This is a genomic window from Streptomyces sp. NBC_01433, from assembly GCF_026340105.1.
Classification (GTDB): domain Bacteria; phylum Actinomycetota; class Actinomycetes; order Streptomycetales; family Streptomycetaceae; genus Streptomyces.
Window position 1 is genome coordinate 524,560 of the sequence record NZ_JAPEPM010000003.1, and the last position, 14,703, is coordinate 539,262.

Below are 14,703 nucleotides of genomic sequence, written 5' to 3' on the forward strand. Positions count from 1 at the left end.
CATGCGCCCCCCGAACACCCCGCCCGCCCCAGCGGTCAGCACCACGACAGCGGACGACACCGAGTTCCGGACCCTGCTCGACCGGCTCTCCGACAAGGCCACCGCGGACTACTACAACCCCTTCACCACCTTCGAATGGCCGACCGCGATCCCCACCGACGAACTCTGGATGTCCCCCGAACTGCTCTCCGCCCACGGCACCGAGCTCATGGACGAACTGAGCCACGCCCAGCTCCAGGCCCTGAGCCGGTGGGAGAGCGTCAACTTCTACAGCCTCAATGTGCACGGCATCCGCGAACTGCTCATCGAGGTCACCCGGCGCGTCCACACGCCCGGCTTCGAGCTTCCCTCGGAGTTCTTCCACCACTTCATCGGTGAGGAGAACGACCACATGTGGTTCTTCGCCACCTTCTGCCTCAAGTACGCCGGCAAGATCTACCCCGACAAGTCGGTCAAGCTGCCCGAGACCCCACGCGACCCGGACATCGAGAACTTCCTGGTCTTCGCCCGGATCCTGGTCTTCGAGCAGATCGTGGACCACTACAACGTTCAGCTGGCCGCCGACCGCCGCCTGCACCCGACCGTCCGGCACATCAACCGGCTGCACCACCAGGACGAATCCCGCCACATAGCCTTCGGCCGCCGCCTGGTGCACCTGCTGTGGGAGCGGCTCCTCGACCGCGGCCTGGACGAGGCGGCCCGGCACGAACTGCGCGGCTATCTCGGCCGTTACCTCACCACCAGCATCGAGTCCTTCTACAACCCGGCCGTCTACCGCGACGCGGGACTCCCGGACGGCTTCGCGCTGCGCCGGCGGCTGCTCGCCCACCCCGCCCGGCAGGCCGCCCATGCCAAGGTCCTGCACAAGACGACCGGCTTCCTCAACCGGATCGGGGTGTTCGATGCCCGTCACTGACCCCGCGGCCACGGGGGAGACCGCGACCACCTGGTCGGTCCGGGACGGACTGGCCACCCTCGACGAACCCGCCGTCCTGCTGAAGGACGCACTCGACGCGGTGTTCACCCGCTGGGGCACCGAGGCCGGAGCCCGGCAGCAGAGCTACCCACCGCTGCTACGGGCCGAAGAGCTGCGGTCCCTCGACTACTTCCGTAACTTCCCGCACCTGGGCAACCCGGTCACCCGCATCCGCCGCGACCGGCTGGCCGCCCGCGCCGCGGCCCCGCCCGGAGCCACCGCGCTGCCCGCGGCCGACCTCGCCGAAGCCACCCACCTGCTGCCCTCCGCGGCCTGCTACGGCTGCTTCCTGCACCTCTCCGGCACCAGCGCCGACACCCCCGTCCTGATCACCACCGTCGCGCAGTGCTTCCGCAACGAGGACCACCACGACGGGCTGCGCCGGCTCTGGGGGTTCACCATGCGGGAGATCGTGTGCGTCGGCTCCGCCGAAGCCGTACGGGCCCACCTCGACCGGCACCAGGAGCGGATCGCCGCCTTCGGCACGGCCCTCGGCCTCACCCTGGACCGGCAGCCCGCCACCGACCCGTTCTTCGAGAAGGACGGCTCCCGCACCGTCATGCAGATGCTCGCCCCGGTCAAGGACGAGTATCTGCACACCGACGGCACCGCCGTGGCCTCCACCAACAACCACCGCAACTTCTTCGGCGAGCGCCGTGCCATCCGCCATGCGGGCCGTCCGGCCTTCACCGGCTGCGTCGCCTTCGGCCTGGAGCGGTGGGTGCACGCCCTGGGTGACCTTTTCGAAGGGGACCTGGCCGCCGCGCACCGCGCGGTACGGCGGACGGGGGAGCGTTCGTGACCCGGCTGGCCGCCCGGCTCGGACTCGGACTGCCGCTGCTGCAAGCCGGGATGGGCGCCGTCGCCGGGCCCGCGCTGTGCGCCGCGGTGTCCCGGGCCGGAGCGGGCGGCACCCTCGCGCTGTACAAGGAACCACCCGCGCGGGCCGCCCGGCTGGTCCGTGAGGTGGCGGCTGCCACCGGCCGCCCGTTCGGGGTGAACGTGGTCCCCGAGGTCACCGGACCGGCCGCCTGCCTGGACCAGCTCCGGGCCGTCCTGCCCGAACTGCCTCCGGGCGCCTTCGTCACCTCCTTCGGGCTGCCCGACGCCGACGCGGCCCAGGCCGTCCAGGCCGCCGGGCACCCGCTGGTGGTCCAGGTCGGCACCCTCGCGGACGCCGGCACCGCCCTCGGACAGGGTGCTGCCGTCCTGGTCCTCCAGGGCACCGAAGCCGGCGGCCACCTGCTCGGCTCGTCGCCCGTGGACCTCCTGCTGGCCGCAGTCCGTGCCCGCTACCCGCACGCGGTACTGGCCGTCGCGGGCGGGATCGCCACCGGACGGGACCTCGCGGACGCCGTGGCCCGAGGCGCGGACGGGGCCATGGCCGGAACCCTGTTCGTCCCGGCCATGGAATCCACCGCGCACCCGGAGTTCAAACGGCGGGTGGTCGAGGCCGTGGCCGACGACACCCTCATCACCTCCCTGTTCGACATCGGCTGGCCGCACCGCCCGCATCGCGTCCTGCGCAATTCCCTCACCGCCACCGGGAGACGCGCCCCGGCCACCTTCATAGCCACGACTCGGGTGGACGGGCGGGAGCTCCCGGTACCGCGCTACAGCGCGGCGGCTCCGGGTGACGGCACCACCGGCCGCGTCGAGGAGATGGCCATGTACTGCGGCCGGTCCTGCTCCCACGTCACCGCCCGGCACCCGGCCGCCGTCACCGTCGCCCGGCTCGGCCGGGAGTACGAGAGCGTCCGTCGGCCCCACGCCGCTTCCCCCGGCCCCGCGAACGCCACCACCGCGCTCACGAGCGGTTCCCACAAGCCGAACCGGATCCCCGAGAGGTAACGATGGACGACGTGATCAAGCCGGTCGTGGACTGGCTGCGCGAACGCAACCCCACCGTCGAAGAGATCCCGGAGGACCTCGACCTGATCGAGAACCGGCTGATCGACTCGCTCGGCTTCATGGAGTTCATCCTGCTGCTGGAGGACCTGATCGGGCGGGAACTGCAGCTCGACCAGATCGACGTGGACCAGTTCCGCACTCTTGGTTCCCTCAGGGACCACTTCCTGGAAGGGTGAACCGCCCATGGCACAGGACCCGCCGCCCGGACCCGGCCGTGTCACCTCCCTGCACCTTGCCGCACGCACAGGCGAGCCCACCTTCCGAGTCGCACACGCCCGCGCGGTGACGGGCCACGGGCTGGCAGGGGACCGCAACTACTGGGCGGGCGAGGGCCTCCGGCCCCGGCGCCGGGGAGCTGGCCGGGCGTCCGGGGTCTGCGACGTCACCCTCATCGAGGCCGAGGCCCTCGACGCCCTGGCCCGCGAACACGGCATCACGCTCACCCCCGCCGAATGCCGCCGCAACCTCGTCTGCCGCGACATCCGGCTCAACCCGCTGGTGGACCATGAGTTCCGGATCGGCGCGGTGATCCTGCGCGGTCTCAAACTCAGCGAACCCTGCGCCCGCCTTGAGCAACTGGTGCGCCCCGGCCTGATCCGCGGCCTGCTGCACCGCGGCGGGCTGCGGGCCGAGGTGATCCGCGGCGGGACGATCCGGGTGGGCGACCTGATCCTCCCGCTGCCGCACGACGCGCGGCCGCTGCCGAACGTTCCCGCCCCCCTTCCCTGAGCCGCGCCGCGCGGATGGCCGCCCGAACCTGCCCGGACACCGCCCGATTCGTCCGCACCGGGACGCCCGGTGAATCGTGGGGAAGCCCGCAAACGGGCCCACATCTGGCCAGGAACAGACCGTAAGCACCCATGCCCGTGGATCCGGACGATTCGCCCGCGCACCGCGCGCGGGGCGAACCGCCCGGCCGTGGCCCTGCAGACAGGAAGACAGCATGGCGATCGAAGGCGCCGCCCCCGGGCGGAAAAGCGGCACAGCAACGGAATTCGGCGCGGACGCCCCCTCGGTCAAGGCCGTGGAGCGCGCGGAAGGGGCGGCCAAGGAGCTCGCCGCGGCGGGGACGGCCGTCTCCGTCCGCCTGCTGGAGTGGGGCTTCGCCCTCCGCCTCGACCAACGGGCCGCCGACCGCCTCGCGGACCTCGACAGCACCGGGCCCGTCGACGGCTTCCGCGACCTGGTGTCGGAGGTGCTCGCCGGGTCCCTGCCCGCAGATATCGCCGGAGCCGTCGGCGCGGCGCTGACGGGCCGCGCCGGACCGATCCGGTCGGCCGCCCGGGGCGCCGGGTGCGAGCTGCTTTCGCCGTGGTCCGCGCCCACCCTCCTCGCCCCCATGACCCTTGAGGCGCCGCCGCGCGAGACCGGCCTGTGGTTCAGCGTGTTCGAGCCGGGCACGGGCTGGGGAACCGACGCGCAGTTCACGGCCCACTACGCCTCCGAAACCCCTGCCCTGACCGTATTCGGCGATGACCTGTATTGCGTCTACCAGGGCCGGGGCGACAACCCCGACCTGTGGTGGACCGCGCACCGCGCGGACGGCAGCTGGTCCGAGGACCAGCCGTTTCCCGCCCACCACACCCTGGGCAGCCCGGCCCTGGCCGTGTTCCGGGACCGGCTGTACTGCGCGCACCGCGGTGGCTCGGGCGACTGGGGTATCGCGCTGACCTCCTACGACAGCGGTACCTGGACTCCGGACCGACCGGTCCCGCACGCCGAGAGCGTCTACGGCCCGGCGCTGGCCGTCTTCCGCGACGCCCTCCACCTCGCCTACGCCGACGCCGCCCAGCGAATCATGGTCACCACCAGCCGGGACGGCCGCGGCTGGACCGCCCCCGAACCCGTCCCCGGCTGCGCCACCACGAGGTCCCCGGCGCTCGCCGTGTACGACGGCGCCCTCCACCTGCTGCACGGCAACCCCAAGGACGGGGCCATCCACTGGAGCCGGCTGCGCGGCACCGGCTGGACCTCCGAGGGCGCGCTGCCGGGGCACCGCACTCGGAGCAACATCGGCCTCGGAGTCTTCGACGGCAAGCTGATGTGCGTCCACCGCGACCCCGCGCGCCAGCAGCTGTGGTGGTCCGCCTTCGACGGCGCCGGATGGAGCACGGACACCGAGATGCCGGGGCACAGCAGCAAGTACGGTACGGCGCTGGCCGTGCACCGGGACCCGGCCGGCACCCACGACCAACTCCTGTGCGTCCACCGGGGCCACGCACAGCGCTTCGTCACCGCGGCCGGAGAGGTACTGACCGACGAGGACCCGGCGGGGCTGCACGAACTCGACGATCCGGACTCCGCCGCCGACTGAGAGAGGCCCCTCGCGACGGCCGGGCCACGGCGACCGCGCCCCGGCCGTGCTCCCGTGCGTCGCGGGACACCCCTCAGCCCTTCGCCGGTGGCCCGTGGAGCGTCTCGCGCAGGAGGGCCGCCTCGTGGTCCAGGTGGTGCAGCAGCGCCTGCAGAGCGGGGGTGCGCGTGCGGTGGGCCGCCTCGGTGGTGCCCACCGTGCGGCCCACCGAGGGCAGTTCGACCGGCAGGGCGGCGAGGTGCTCGTCGGCGCGCAGGACCAGCTCGGGCAGCAGCGCCACCATGTCCGTCTGCACGAGCAGCGCCCGCATGGTGAGGAACGACGTGCACTCGACCCGGTCCGAGGGCAGCGGGAGGCCCCGGTCCACGAAGAGGGCGCCGAGCTCCTGGCGCAGGGCGGTCTGTTCGACCGGGAGGATCCACGGGAAGCCGAGGGTGTCCGTGAGCGTGGCGTCGGCGGTCTCCAGCAGGGGGTGGCCGGCGCGGACGGCGAGACGGATGCGTTCCCGGTACAGCCTCGTCTGGCGCAGTCCGTCCCCCTCCTTGGGCGCCGGTCCCACCCGGCCGACGACGACGTCCAGTTCGCCCGACAGCAGCGCGGGATGGAGGACGTCCGGGGTCCCTTCCCGTACGACGACCGTGAGGCCGGGCCGTTCCCGCTTGAGCTGGGCGACCGCCCGGGGAAGCAGCACGTTGGTCCCGGCGAGGAGCGCGCCCACGGTCACCGTGCCCTCCCGGCCCTGCCGCAGCCCGGTGAGGCGTTCCTCCGCCCTCCGCATCTCGGCGAGCACGGCACGGGCGTGCTCCGTCAGTGCTTCCCCGTAGAGCGTCGCCCGCATGCCGCGGGGCTCCCGGACGAAGAGCGGCAGATCGGCGATGCCCTCCAGCTCGCGGAGGCTCCGGGTCGCGGCGGGCTGGGTGAGGTGCAGGGTCTCGGCGGCCCGCACCACGCTGCCGTGGTCGACGATCGCGACAAGCAGCGTCAGGTGCCGGAACTTCAGCCGGCCGTCCAGGAGGTCCATCGCCGGGGCTCCTTCCGGGAGCGGGGTGGCGGGCCGAACTTCGACATACCCGATTCGGTATGAGGATCACGCCTTTTGGCATTTGTTCGGCATAGCTCGGTGGGCGCATGCTACCCGCACACGCCGGGTCCAGATCCGAATCCCCGGCCTGGCAACGGAGGTCTGCAAGGTGCGCTCACCTGTGCGGCATTACGTAGGGGGCGGGTTCGACGCGTCGGGCGTCCCGTTCCCGCTCATCGATCCGGCCCGCGGGCACACCGTCGGCGAAGCGCCCTCCGCCTCGCGGGAGTTGGTCGACCGCGCGGTGGACGCGGCGCGGGCGGCCCTGCGCGGGCCGTGGGCCTCCTGGAGCCCGGCGGACCGTGCGCGGATGCTGCACCGGATCGCCGACGGCATCGAGCGGCGCTTCGAGGAGTTCGTCGCCGCCGAGTGCGCCGACACCGGAAAGCCCCGCGAGCTCGCCTCGACGGTCGACATCCCACGCGCGATCGCCAACTTCCGCTCGTACGCCGACCTCTTGGCCGGGCGCGGCGAGCGGTCCTGGCACACGGCCACCCCGGACGGCCGTGGCGCGCTGAACTACACGGTGCACAAGCCGCTCGGCGTGGTCGCGGTGATCTCGCCGTGGAACCTGCCGCTGCTCCTGCTCACCTGGAAGGTCGCCCCCGCCCTCGCCACGGGCAACACGGTGGTCGCCAAGCCCTCCGAGCTCACTCCGGGCACGGCCTGTCTGCTCGCGGAGGTGATGGCCGAGGCGGACGTACCGGCGGGAGTCTTCAACCTCGTCCACGGCCACGGTGCGGACGCCGCCGGGCAGTGGCTCACCGAGCACCCGGGGGTGGACGCGATCGCCTTCACCGGGGAATCGCGCACCGGCGTGACGATCATGCGGGCCGCCGCGGCGCGCCTGGCCCCCGTCTCGTTCGAGCTGGGCGGCAAGAACGCCGGTCTCGTCTTCGCCGACGCGGATCTGGAGGAGGCCGTGGCGGGCACCCTCCGCTCGTCCTTCACCCACAGCGGGCAGGTGTGCCTGTGCACCGAGCGGGTGTACGTGGAGCGGCCGGTCTTCGACGCGTTCGCCGAGGCTCTGGCCAACGGTGCGCGGGCGCTGAGCGGGTACGGCCCGATGATCTCTGAGGCACACCGCGACAAGGTGCTGGGGTACCTCGGCAAGGCGGCGGCCGACGGCGACGTGCTCGCGGGCGGCGGGGTGCCGTGCTTCTCCGACGACCGGGACGGCGGCTTCTGGGTGGAGCCGACCGTGCTGGCGGGGCTGCCGGAAGACCATCCGGCGGTACGGGAGGAGATCTTCGGGCCCGTCGTTCATCTGGCGCCGTTCGACACCGAGGAGGAGGCGCTGGCGCTCGCCAACACCGGTCCGTACGGGCTGGCCGCGACGGTGTGGACGGGTGACGTGAGCCGGGCGCACCGCGTCGCTCCCGCCCTCGACGTAGGGATCGCCTGGGTCAACACCTGGAACCTGCGCGACCTCCGTACTCCCTTCGGAGGGGCGAAGGCATCCGGGATAGGCCGCGAGGGCGGCGACCACTCCCTCGACTTCTTCTCCGAGCCGATGAATGTGTGCGTGAAGCTGTGACCGCGGTGGACGAAGCGGTGGCGAGGGCCGCCGAACGACTCGACACGGCGCGCCGGACAGGTGTCCCGTGCGCCCCCGTCCGCGACCTCCTCCCCGACGGGGACCTCACGGCCGCCTACGCCGTCCAGGCCGTCCTCAGCGACCGCCGCCTCGCCGAGGGGCGCCGCGTCGCCGGCTGGAAGATCGGTCTGACCTCGGTGGCGGTGCAGGCCCAGCTCGGCGTCGACACACCGGACTTCGGTCCGCTGATGGACGACACCGCGGTGCCGGACGGTGCCGAGATCCCCTGGGGAACGGTGCTCCAGCCGCGGGCCGAGGCCGAGGTCGCCCTGGTCCTGGAACAGGACCTCATCCACGAGCGGCACACCGTGGCCGATGTGATCCGGGCGACCGCGTTCGCGCTGCCCGCCATCGAGGTGGTGGGCAGCCGGATCCGCGACTGGGACATCTCGGCCGTCGACACCATCGCCGACAACGCCTCCAGCGGCGCGTACGTCCTGGGCACCCGCCCCGTACCGCTGCGGGAACTCGACCTGCGGACCGCCGGCATGGTGCTGGAGCGCCGCGGTGAGCCCGTCTCCACCGGCGCGGGCGCGGCCTGTCTGGGCAATCCGCTGCACGCCGCCGTCTGGCTGGCGGACACGCTCGTGCGGCTCGGCCGCCCACTGCGGGCCGGGGACACCGTGCTGACCGGCGCGCTGGGTCCCATGACGACCGTCGAGCCCGGTGACGTGCTCGAAGCGCGCATCGACGGACTCGGTTCGGTACGTGCCGCCTTCGGGCGCACCGCACAGGAGGGGAGCACCCGATGAACGTCACGGCACTGGCCGAGACCTTGGACACCGCGGCACGGGACCGCCGTCCGCTGCCGGGCGGCGGGAGCGGCCTGAAGGACACCGAGGAGGCGTACGCCGTCCAGGAGGCCCTGGTCGGGCGGCGACTGGCCCGCGGTGAGAGGCTCACCGGCTTCAAGCTGGGCTTCACGAGCCTGGCCAAGATGCGGCAGATGGGTGTGGCCGACCTGATCCACGGCCGACTGACGGACCGGATGGAGATCGCCGACGGGGGACGTCTGGACGTCTCCGGGCTGATCCACCCCCGGGTGGAGCCCGAGGTGGCCTTCCTCCTCGGCGCCACGCTGCGCCCCGGCACCGACCCCATGGCGGCGGTCGCGGCCGTCGCCCCGGCGCTGGAGGTCATCGACTCCCGCTACGACGGCTTCCGGTTCTCCCTGCCCGAGGTGATCGCCGACAACACGTCCGCGGCGGGCTACGCCGTCGGCCCGTGGCACGCCCCGGGCGACCTCGGCAACCTCGGCGTCCTCCTGGAGCTCGACGGGTGTTTGGCCGAGACAGGCTCCACCGCGGCGATCCTCGGACACCCGGTGCGCGCCCTCGCCGCCGCGGCCCGGCTCGCAGGTTCACTGGAACCCGGCACGGTCATCCTCGCCGGCGCGGCGACGGCCGCCGTACCGCTGCCGCCCGGGACACACGTACGGGCCACCGTCGCGGGCCTCGGCACCGTCCGGTTCACCACGGAGGACGAGGCGTGATCGTGCCCGGAGCCGCCCCGCCCCGCGGCCGTTTCCCCCATCTCCGGCGCGCGGGCGACCTGGTCTTCGTGTCCGGTACGAGCTCGCGTCGTCCCGACGGCACCTTCGTCGGCGCGAGCGCCGACGCGATGGGGGTGACGGACCTCGACATCCGTGCCCAGACCCGTGCCGTGCTCGACACCGTCGGGCAGTTGCTGGCCGCCGTCGGCGGGGGCCTGGACGACCTGGTCTCCGTGACCACGTACCTGGTGAGCATGAACGACTTCGGCGGCTACAACGAGGTCTACGCCGAGTACTTCGACGAGAGCGGACCGGCCCGCACCACCGTCGCCGTCCACCAGCTTCCCCACCCGCATCTGCTGATCGAGATCAGCGCCGTCGCCCACATCCCCCCGAACAAGGAACCGCGCCGATGACCATGCAGCCGTTCAACCTCCAGGCCTGGATCGAGGAACACCGCCATCTGCTCAAGCCGCCGGTCGGCAACGTCCAGATCTGGCAGGACGCCGATCTGATGGTGACGATCGTGGGCGGCCCCAACCGCCGCACCGACTTCCACGACGACCCGATCGAGGAGTTCTTCTACCAGCTCAAGGGCGACATGGTGCTGCGAGTCATGGACGAGGAGGGACGGCCGCCGCGCGACATCCACATCCGCGAGGGCGACGTCTTCCTCCTCCCGCCGCACGTACGGCACTCTCCTCAGCGACCGGAGAAGGACAGCGTCGGCCTGGTCGTCGAGTTCGCCCGGCCGCAGGGACAGCGGGACGCCTTCGAGTGGTACTGCACGCGCTGCCATCACCTGGTCCACCGCAGCGAGGTACAGCTCAGCTCGATCGTCGACGACCTGCCACCGGTGTTCGCCGCGTTCTACGGCGACGAGGCCGCCCGTACCTGCGGGAACTGCGGGACGGTGCACCCGGGCAAGGACTGGCCGCAGGAACTGCGTCCGCGCACCCGCCGCGACGAGGCGGACGGCGCATGACCGTCGTCGACATCCACGCGCACGTCTTCCCCGAGATCGGCCGCGCCGAGTCCCGGCGGCTCACCGGCTCCGACGACGGCCCCTGGCTGCGGACCACCGACGGCCCGGACGCCGGGATGATGATGGCCGGCGCCGCCGAGTACCGGCCGGTGCGCCGCACCCTGTGGGACCCCGCGGAGCGCGTCGCCGACCTGGACCGGCTCGGCGTGGACATCCAGGTGCTGTCCAGCACACCGCTGCTCTTCGGCTACGGCCTGGAGTCCGGGCGCGCCGCCGACTGGTGCCGTACGGTCAACTCCCGCCTCCTCGAATACGGCTCGTACGCCCCTCACCGACTGGCCCCGCTGTGCCAGGTGCCGTTGCAGGACACCGAGGCGGCCTGCGCCACGCTCAGCGAGGCGATGCGCCAGGGATTCCACGGCGTTCACATCGGCAACCACCTCGGCGACCGCGACCTGGACCACGGGGCACTCCTGGAGTTCCTCACGCACTGCGCCGAGCAGAACGCCGCCGTCCTGGTCCACCCCTGGGACCTGCCGGCGGGCCCCCGCTTCTCCCGGTACATGCTGGCCTGGCTGGCGGGCATGGCCGCCGAGACCCACCTGACCATCCTGTCGCTGATCCTCTCCGGCGCCTTCGAACGCCTGCCGGCATCACTGCGGCTGATGTTCGCCCACGGCGGCGGCAGCTTCCCCTACCTCCTGGGCCGGGCCGACAACGCCTGGCACCGCCGCGACCTCGTCCGCGCCGACACCCCGCACCCGCCCTCGCACTACACCGACCGCTTCTCGGTCGACTCCGCGGTCTTCGACCCCGGTGCGCTGCGCCTGCTGGTGGACGTGATGGGCGCGGAACGGGTGCTGCTCGGCTCCGACCATCCCTTCCCGCTCGGCGAGGAGGACATCGGCAGGCTGGTACGGGAGAGCGCCCTCACCCCGGAGGAACGAGAGGCCGTCCTCGGCGGCAACGCCGTCCGGTTCTTCGGTCTGACCCCGCTGCTGAAGGAGGCCGTCCGATGAGGGCAGCCGTGATCGGATCGGGCAACATCGGCACCGATCTCCTCATCAAGATCGTCCGCGGTTCCGGGAACGTCACCGCCGCCGCGATGATCGGCATCGACCCGGAGTCCGAGGGGCTCGCACGGGCCCGTCGGCTCGGGGTGCGGACCAGCGCGGAGGGAGTGGCGGGGCTGCTCGCCCTCGACGACTTCGACGACATCGGCATCGTCTTCGACGCCACCTCCGCGAGCGCCCACCACCGCAACGCTGCCGCGCTCGCGCCGTACGGCAAGCGGATCATCGACCTGACCCCGGCGGCCATCGGCCCCTACGTCGTCCCTCCCGTCAACCTCGACGAGCACCTCGACGCCCCGAACCTCAACATGGTCACCTGCGGCGGCCAGGCCACCGTCCCGATCGTCGCCGCCGTCTCGGCGGTGGCACCGGTGCACTACGCGGAGATCGTCGCCTCGATCGCCTCGCGGTCCGCGGGCCCGGGCACCCGGGCGAACATCGACGAGTTCACCGACACCACCGCCCGCGCCCTTGAGCGGGTGGGCGGCGCCGCCCGGGGCAAGGCGATCATCGTCCTCAACCCGGCGGAGCCGGCGCTGCTGATGCGCGACACCGTGCACTGCGTCGTCGACGACTGCGACACGCAACGGGTGGCCGACTCCGTGCGCGCGATGGCCGAGTCCGTCGCCGCATACGTGCCCGGCTACCGACTCAAGCAGGAACCGCAGTTCCGCTTGCTGGCCGACGACGACCCGCTGACGCGGCTCGCCGGGGGCGGCCGACTGCTCGTCTCCGTGTATCTGGAGGTGGAGGGCGCCGCCCACTACCTCCCGGCCTACGCCGGAAACCTCGACATCATGACCTCCGCCGCGCTGCGCACCGCCGAGCGCCTGGCCGAACGGAGTCCGGCCCGATGACCTCGGTCTACGTCCAGGACGTCACCCTTCGCGACGGCATGCACGCCGTCTCCCACCGCTACACCCTCGACCAGGTGCGGGCCATCGCCGCCGCCCTCGATGCCGCGGGCGTCGACGCCGTCGAGGTCGCCCACGGCGACGGCCTCTCCGGCTCCTCCGTGACCTACGGCCCCGGCGCGTTCACCGACTGGGAGTGGCTGGAGGCGGCGGCCGAGGTCCTCGACAGGGCCAGGCTGACCACCCTGCTGCTGCCCGGGGTCGGCACGGCGCAGGACCTGCGCCGTGCGCACGCGCTCGGTGTCACGTCCGTGCGCGTCGCCACCCACTGCACGGAGGCGGACATCGCCGCCCAGCACATCGGCCTGGCCCGGGAACTGGGGATGGACGTGGCGGGCTTCCTCATGATGTCCCACATGGCCCCGCCCGCCGAACTGGCCGCCCAGGCCCGACTCATGGAGTCGTACGGCGCGCACTGCGTCTACGTCACGGACTCCGGTGGCCGGCTGACCATGGACGGCGTACGGGAGCGGGTCCGCGCCTACCGCGACGTCCTCGACCCCGCCACCGAGATCGGCATCCACGCCCACCACAACCTCGGCCTGGGCGTGGCCAACAGCGTCACTGCGGTGGAGGCGGGCGCCTACCGCGTGGACGCCTCGCTCGCGGGCCAGGGCGCCGGAGCGGGCAACGCGCCGCTGGAGCCGACGGTGGCGGTGTTCGACCTGATGGGCTGGGAGCACGGCTGCGCGCTGTTCCCGCTGATGGACGCGGCGGAGGAGCTCGTACGGCCCACGCAGGACCGGCCCGTCCGGGTGGACCGGGAGACGCTGACCCTGGGCTACGCCGGGGTGTACTCCAGCTTCCTGCGGCACGCGGAGGCCACCGCCCTGCGCCACGGTCTGGACACGCGGGACCTGCTGGTCGAGGCGGGGCGGCGGCGACTCGTCGGCGGACAGGAGGACCTGCTCGCGGACATCGCGCTCGACCTCGTGAACGACCGCGGTGGCGACGCCCCCGTGCCGGCGGCCTCCGCGTCCGCCGATTCCCTGCCCACCGCCCCACACGCAACGACGGAGTGACCTCGTGCTGACCGAATCGACGACCGAGAAGCTGACCGCAACGCTCATCGACCGCGCCGCCGCGCTGGACGCCGCCGACCCGCTCGCGCACGTCCGGGACCGCTTCCTCCTCCCCGAGGGGGTCGTCTATCTCGACGGCAACTCCCTCGGCGCCCTTCCCGCGGCCGTTCCCCCGGCGGTCGAGGACGCGGTGCACCGCCAGTGGGGCACCGACCTGATCCGCTCCTGGAACAACAACGGCTGGTGGGAGGCGCCGATACGGACGGGCGACGCCATCGGCCGCCTGATCGGCGCGGCGCCGGGCCAAGTGGTGGCAGGCGACTCCACCAGCGTCCAGCTGTTCAACACGCTGCTCGCCGCCGCCCGGCTGCGCCCCGGCCGCCGACTGCTGCTGACCGACCCCGACCACTTCCCCACCGACCAGTACATCGCCGACTCGGTGGGACGACTGCTGGGCCTGGAGGTCCGCAGGGTGCCAGCGCGCGACGCCGCCGCTGTGCTGGCCGCCGAAGGGGCGGACGTCGCGGTCGCCGCCTACGCCCCGGTGGACTACCGCACCGGCGAGCTGTACGACACGGCCGCGCTCACCGCCGCCGCGCACACCGCGGGGGCCCTGACGCACTGGGACCTGTGCCACGCCGCAGGCGCGATGCCCATCGGGCTCGACGCCATCAAGGCCGACTTCGCCGTCGGCTGCGGCTACAAGTACCTCTCGGGCGGTCCGGGTGCCCCGGCGTTCGCCTACGTCGCGCGCCGCCACCAGCAGGGCTTCGACCACCCCGTGACCGGCTGGCACGGGCACGCGGAGCCGTTCGCCATGTCCGGTACGTACGCTCCCGCCCCGGGCATCACCCGGGCCCGCGTCGGTACTCCGCCCCTCCTCTCGCTGGTCGCCCTGGAAGCCGCGCTGACGGCGTACGACGGTGTGGACATGGAGTCCGTACGGGCCAAGAGCCTCGCACTGACGGGCTTCTTCCAGGAGTGCGCCGACTCCCTCCTCGACGGTCTGGGCTTCACCATGGCCACCCCGCGCGAGGCCGCGCGCCGCGGCAGCCAGGTCGCGCTGCGCCACCCGGAGGCGTACCCGCTGGTCGCCGCGCTCACCGCACGTGGCGTCATCGGCGACATGCGCGCCCCGGACCTGCTGCGCTTCGGCTTCAACGCCCTGTACCTCACGTACGCGGACGTGCTGCACGCCGTGCGGGAGTTGCGGGACATCACGTCCACGGGCGCCCACCGGGCCACCGCCTACCAGCAGCGCCCGACGGTCACCTGACCGGTCGCGCGAACGCCCGGCTCGCGCGATCCCCGAGGTCACGGCATCCGCCCGACCTCCGC

16 protein-coding genes are annotated in these 14,703 nt (G+C 72.8%); 15 read left to right on the plus strand and 1 reads right to left on the minus strand.

Annotated elements, in window-relative coordinates:
- The first annotated feature begins 1 nt into the window (after position 1).
- From OG413_RS39125 to OG413_RS39150, 6 genes are all read left to right on the plus strand, one after another.
- The gene (locus OG413_RS39125) at positions 2-916 is read left to right on the plus strand and encodes a diiron oxygenase (RefSeq protein WP_266814070.1); all 915 of its coding nucleotides are present in this window, start codon (positions 2-4) and stop codon (positions 914-916) included.
- Positions 903-1,778, plus strand: a complete 876-nt coding sequence (locus tag OG413_RS39130; RefSeq protein WP_266814072.1) for a hypothetical protein — start codon at positions 903-905, stop codon at positions 1,776-1,778. Before OG413_RS39125 ends, OG413_RS39130 begins: the two co-directional genes overlap by 14 nt.
- Positions 1,775-2,827, plus strand: coding sequence for a nitronate monooxygenase family protein (locus OG413_RS39135; RefSeq protein ID WP_266814074.1), 1,053 nt, complete (start codon positions 1,775-1,777; stop codon positions 2,825-2,827). Before OG413_RS39130 ends, OG413_RS39135 begins: the two co-directional genes overlap by 4 nt.
- Before the next feature lie 2 nt (positions 2,828-2,829).
- On the plus strand, positions 2,830-3,063 hold the full coding sequence (locus OG413_RS39140) for an acyl carrier protein (RefSeq protein WP_266814076.1): 234 nt from the start codon (positions 2,830-2,832) through the stop codon (positions 3,061-3,063).
- Between the two features lie 7 nt (positions 3,064-3,070).
- Complete coding sequence (locus OG413_RS39145) at positions 3,071-3,616, plus strand: MOSC domain-containing protein (protein ID WP_266814078.1); 546 nt, start codon at positions 3,071-3,073, stop codon at positions 3,614-3,616.
- Between the two features lie 214 nt (positions 3,617-3,830).
- Positions 3,831-5,201 carry a hypothetical protein gene (locus tag OG413_RS39150; protein WP_266814080.1) on the plus strand — a complete coding sequence of 457 codons (1,371 nt, stop codon included), beginning with the start codon at positions 3,831-3,833 and terminating at the stop codon, positions 5,199-5,201.
- Between the two features lie 73 nt (positions 5,202-5,274).
- Here OG413_RS39150 and OG413_RS39155 read toward each other — a convergent pair whose 3' ends face one another.
- A complete protein-coding gene (locus OG413_RS39155) occupies positions 5,275-6,222 on the minus strand; it encodes a LysR substrate-binding domain-containing protein (RefSeq protein ID WP_266814082.1) in 948 nt (315 codons plus the stop codon).
- Positions 6,223-6,457: 235 nt separating this feature from the next.
- Between OG413_RS39155 and OG413_RS39160 the strand changes: the two genes are divergently transcribed.
- The 9 genes from OG413_RS39160 to kynU are packed head-to-tail and all read left to right on the plus strand — an operon-like array spanning position 6,458 to position 14,641.
- The gene (locus OG413_RS39160; protein WP_266814304.1) at positions 6,458-7,819 is read left to right on the plus strand and encodes a 2-hydroxymuconic semialdehyde dehydrogenase; all 1,362 of its coding nucleotides are present in this window, start codon (positions 6,458-6,460) and stop codon (positions 7,817-7,819) included.
- A complete protein-coding gene (locus tag OG413_RS39165; RefSeq protein ID WP_266814084.1) occupies positions 7,804-8,631 on the plus strand; it encodes a 2-keto-4-pentenoate hydratase in 828 nt (275 codons plus the stop codon). The genes OG413_RS39160 and OG413_RS39165 overlap by 16 nt, the downstream gene beginning before the upstream one ends.
- Entirely contained in the window at positions 8,628-9,371 is a 744-nt protein-coding gene (locus tag OG413_RS39170) for a 2-keto-4-pentenoate hydratase (RefSeq protein ID WP_266814085.1), read from the plus strand. The genes OG413_RS39165 and OG413_RS39170 overlap by 4 nt, the downstream gene beginning before the upstream one ends.
- A complete protein-coding gene (locus OG413_RS39175) occupies positions 9,368-9,787 on the plus strand; it encodes a RidA family protein (protein ID WP_266814087.1) in 420 nt (139 codons plus the stop codon). The genes OG413_RS39170 and OG413_RS39175 overlap by 4 nt, the downstream gene beginning before the upstream one ends.
- Positions 9,784-10,356, plus strand: a complete 573-nt coding sequence (locus OG413_RS39180; RefSeq protein WP_266814089.1) for a 3-hydroxyanthranilate 3,4-dioxygenase — start codon at positions 9,784-9,786, stop codon at positions 10,354-10,356. Before OG413_RS39175 ends, OG413_RS39180 begins: the two co-directional genes overlap by 4 nt.
- The gene (locus tag OG413_RS39185) at positions 10,353-11,375 is read left to right on the plus strand and encodes an amidohydrolase family protein (RefSeq protein ID WP_266814091.1); all 1,023 of its coding nucleotides are present in this window, start codon (positions 10,353-10,355) and stop codon (positions 11,373-11,375) included. Before OG413_RS39180 ends, OG413_RS39185 begins: the two co-directional genes overlap by 4 nt.
- Complete coding sequence (locus OG413_RS39190; protein WP_266814093.1) at positions 11,372-12,286, plus strand: acetaldehyde dehydrogenase (acetylating); 915 nt, start codon at positions 11,372-11,374, stop codon at positions 12,284-12,286. The genes OG413_RS39185 and OG413_RS39190 overlap by 4 nt, the downstream gene beginning before the upstream one ends.
- Positions 12,283-13,365, plus strand: a complete 1,083-nt coding sequence (gene dmpG, locus OG413_RS39195) for a 4-hydroxy-2-oxovalerate aldolase (RefSeq protein ID WP_266814095.1) — start codon at positions 12,283-12,285, stop codon at positions 13,363-13,365. The genes OG413_RS39190 and dmpG overlap by 4 nt, the downstream gene beginning before the upstream one ends.
- A gap of 7 nt (positions 13,366-13,372) precedes the next feature.
- Positions 13,373-14,641 (plus strand): kynureninase, encoded by a 1,269-nt coding sequence (kynU, locus tag OG413_RS39200; RefSeq protein WP_266814306.1) that lies wholly within the window; start codon positions 13,373-13,375, stop codon positions 14,639-14,641.
- Positions 14,642-14,703 lie beyond the last annotated feature (62 nt).

Excerpts from the sequence above, each read along its gene's own strand:
- OG413_RS39125 (WP_266814070.1), top strand. The coding sequence starts at position 2 with ATGCGCCCCCCGAACACCCCGCCCGCCCCAGCGGTCAGCACCACGACA.
- OG413_RS39130 (WP_266814072.1), top strand. The coding sequence starts at position 903 with ATGCCCGTCACTGACCCCGCGGCCACGGGGGAGACCGCGACCACCTGG.
- OG413_RS39140 (WP_266814076.1), top strand. The coding sequence starts at position 2,830 with ATGGACGACGTGATCAAGCCGGTCGTGGACTGGCTGCGCGAACGCAAC.
- OG413_RS39145 (WP_266814078.1), top strand. The coding sequence starts at position 3,071 with ATGGCACAGGACCCGCCGCCCGGACCCGGCCGTGTCACCTCCCTGCAC.
- OG413_RS39150 (WP_266814080.1), top strand. The coding sequence starts at position 3,831 with ATGGCGATCGAAGGCGCCGCCCCCGGGCGGAAAAGCGGCACAGCAACG.
- OG413_RS39155 (WP_266814082.1), bottom strand. The coding sequence starts at position 6,222 with ATGGACCTCCTGGACGGCCGGCTGAAGTTCCGGCACCTGACGCTGCTT.
- OG413_RS39170 (WP_266814085.1), top strand. The coding sequence starts at position 8,628 with ATGAACGTCACGGCACTGGCCGAGACCTTGGACACCGCGGCACGGGAC.
- OG413_RS39180 (WP_266814089.1), top strand. The coding sequence starts at position 9,784 with ATGACCATGCAGCCGTTCAACCTCCAGGCCTGGATCGAGGAACACCGC.
- OG413_RS39185 (WP_266814091.1), top strand. The coding sequence starts at position 10,353 with ATGACCGTCGTCGACATCCACGCGCACGTCTTCCCCGAGATCGGCCGC.
- OG413_RS39190 (WP_266814093.1), top strand. The coding sequence starts at position 11,372 with ATGAGGGCAGCCGTGATCGGATCGGGCAACATCGGCACCGATCTCCTC.
- dmpG (WP_266814095.1), top strand. The coding sequence starts at position 12,283 with ATGACCTCGGTCTACGTCCAGGACGTCACCCTTCGCGACGGCATGCAC.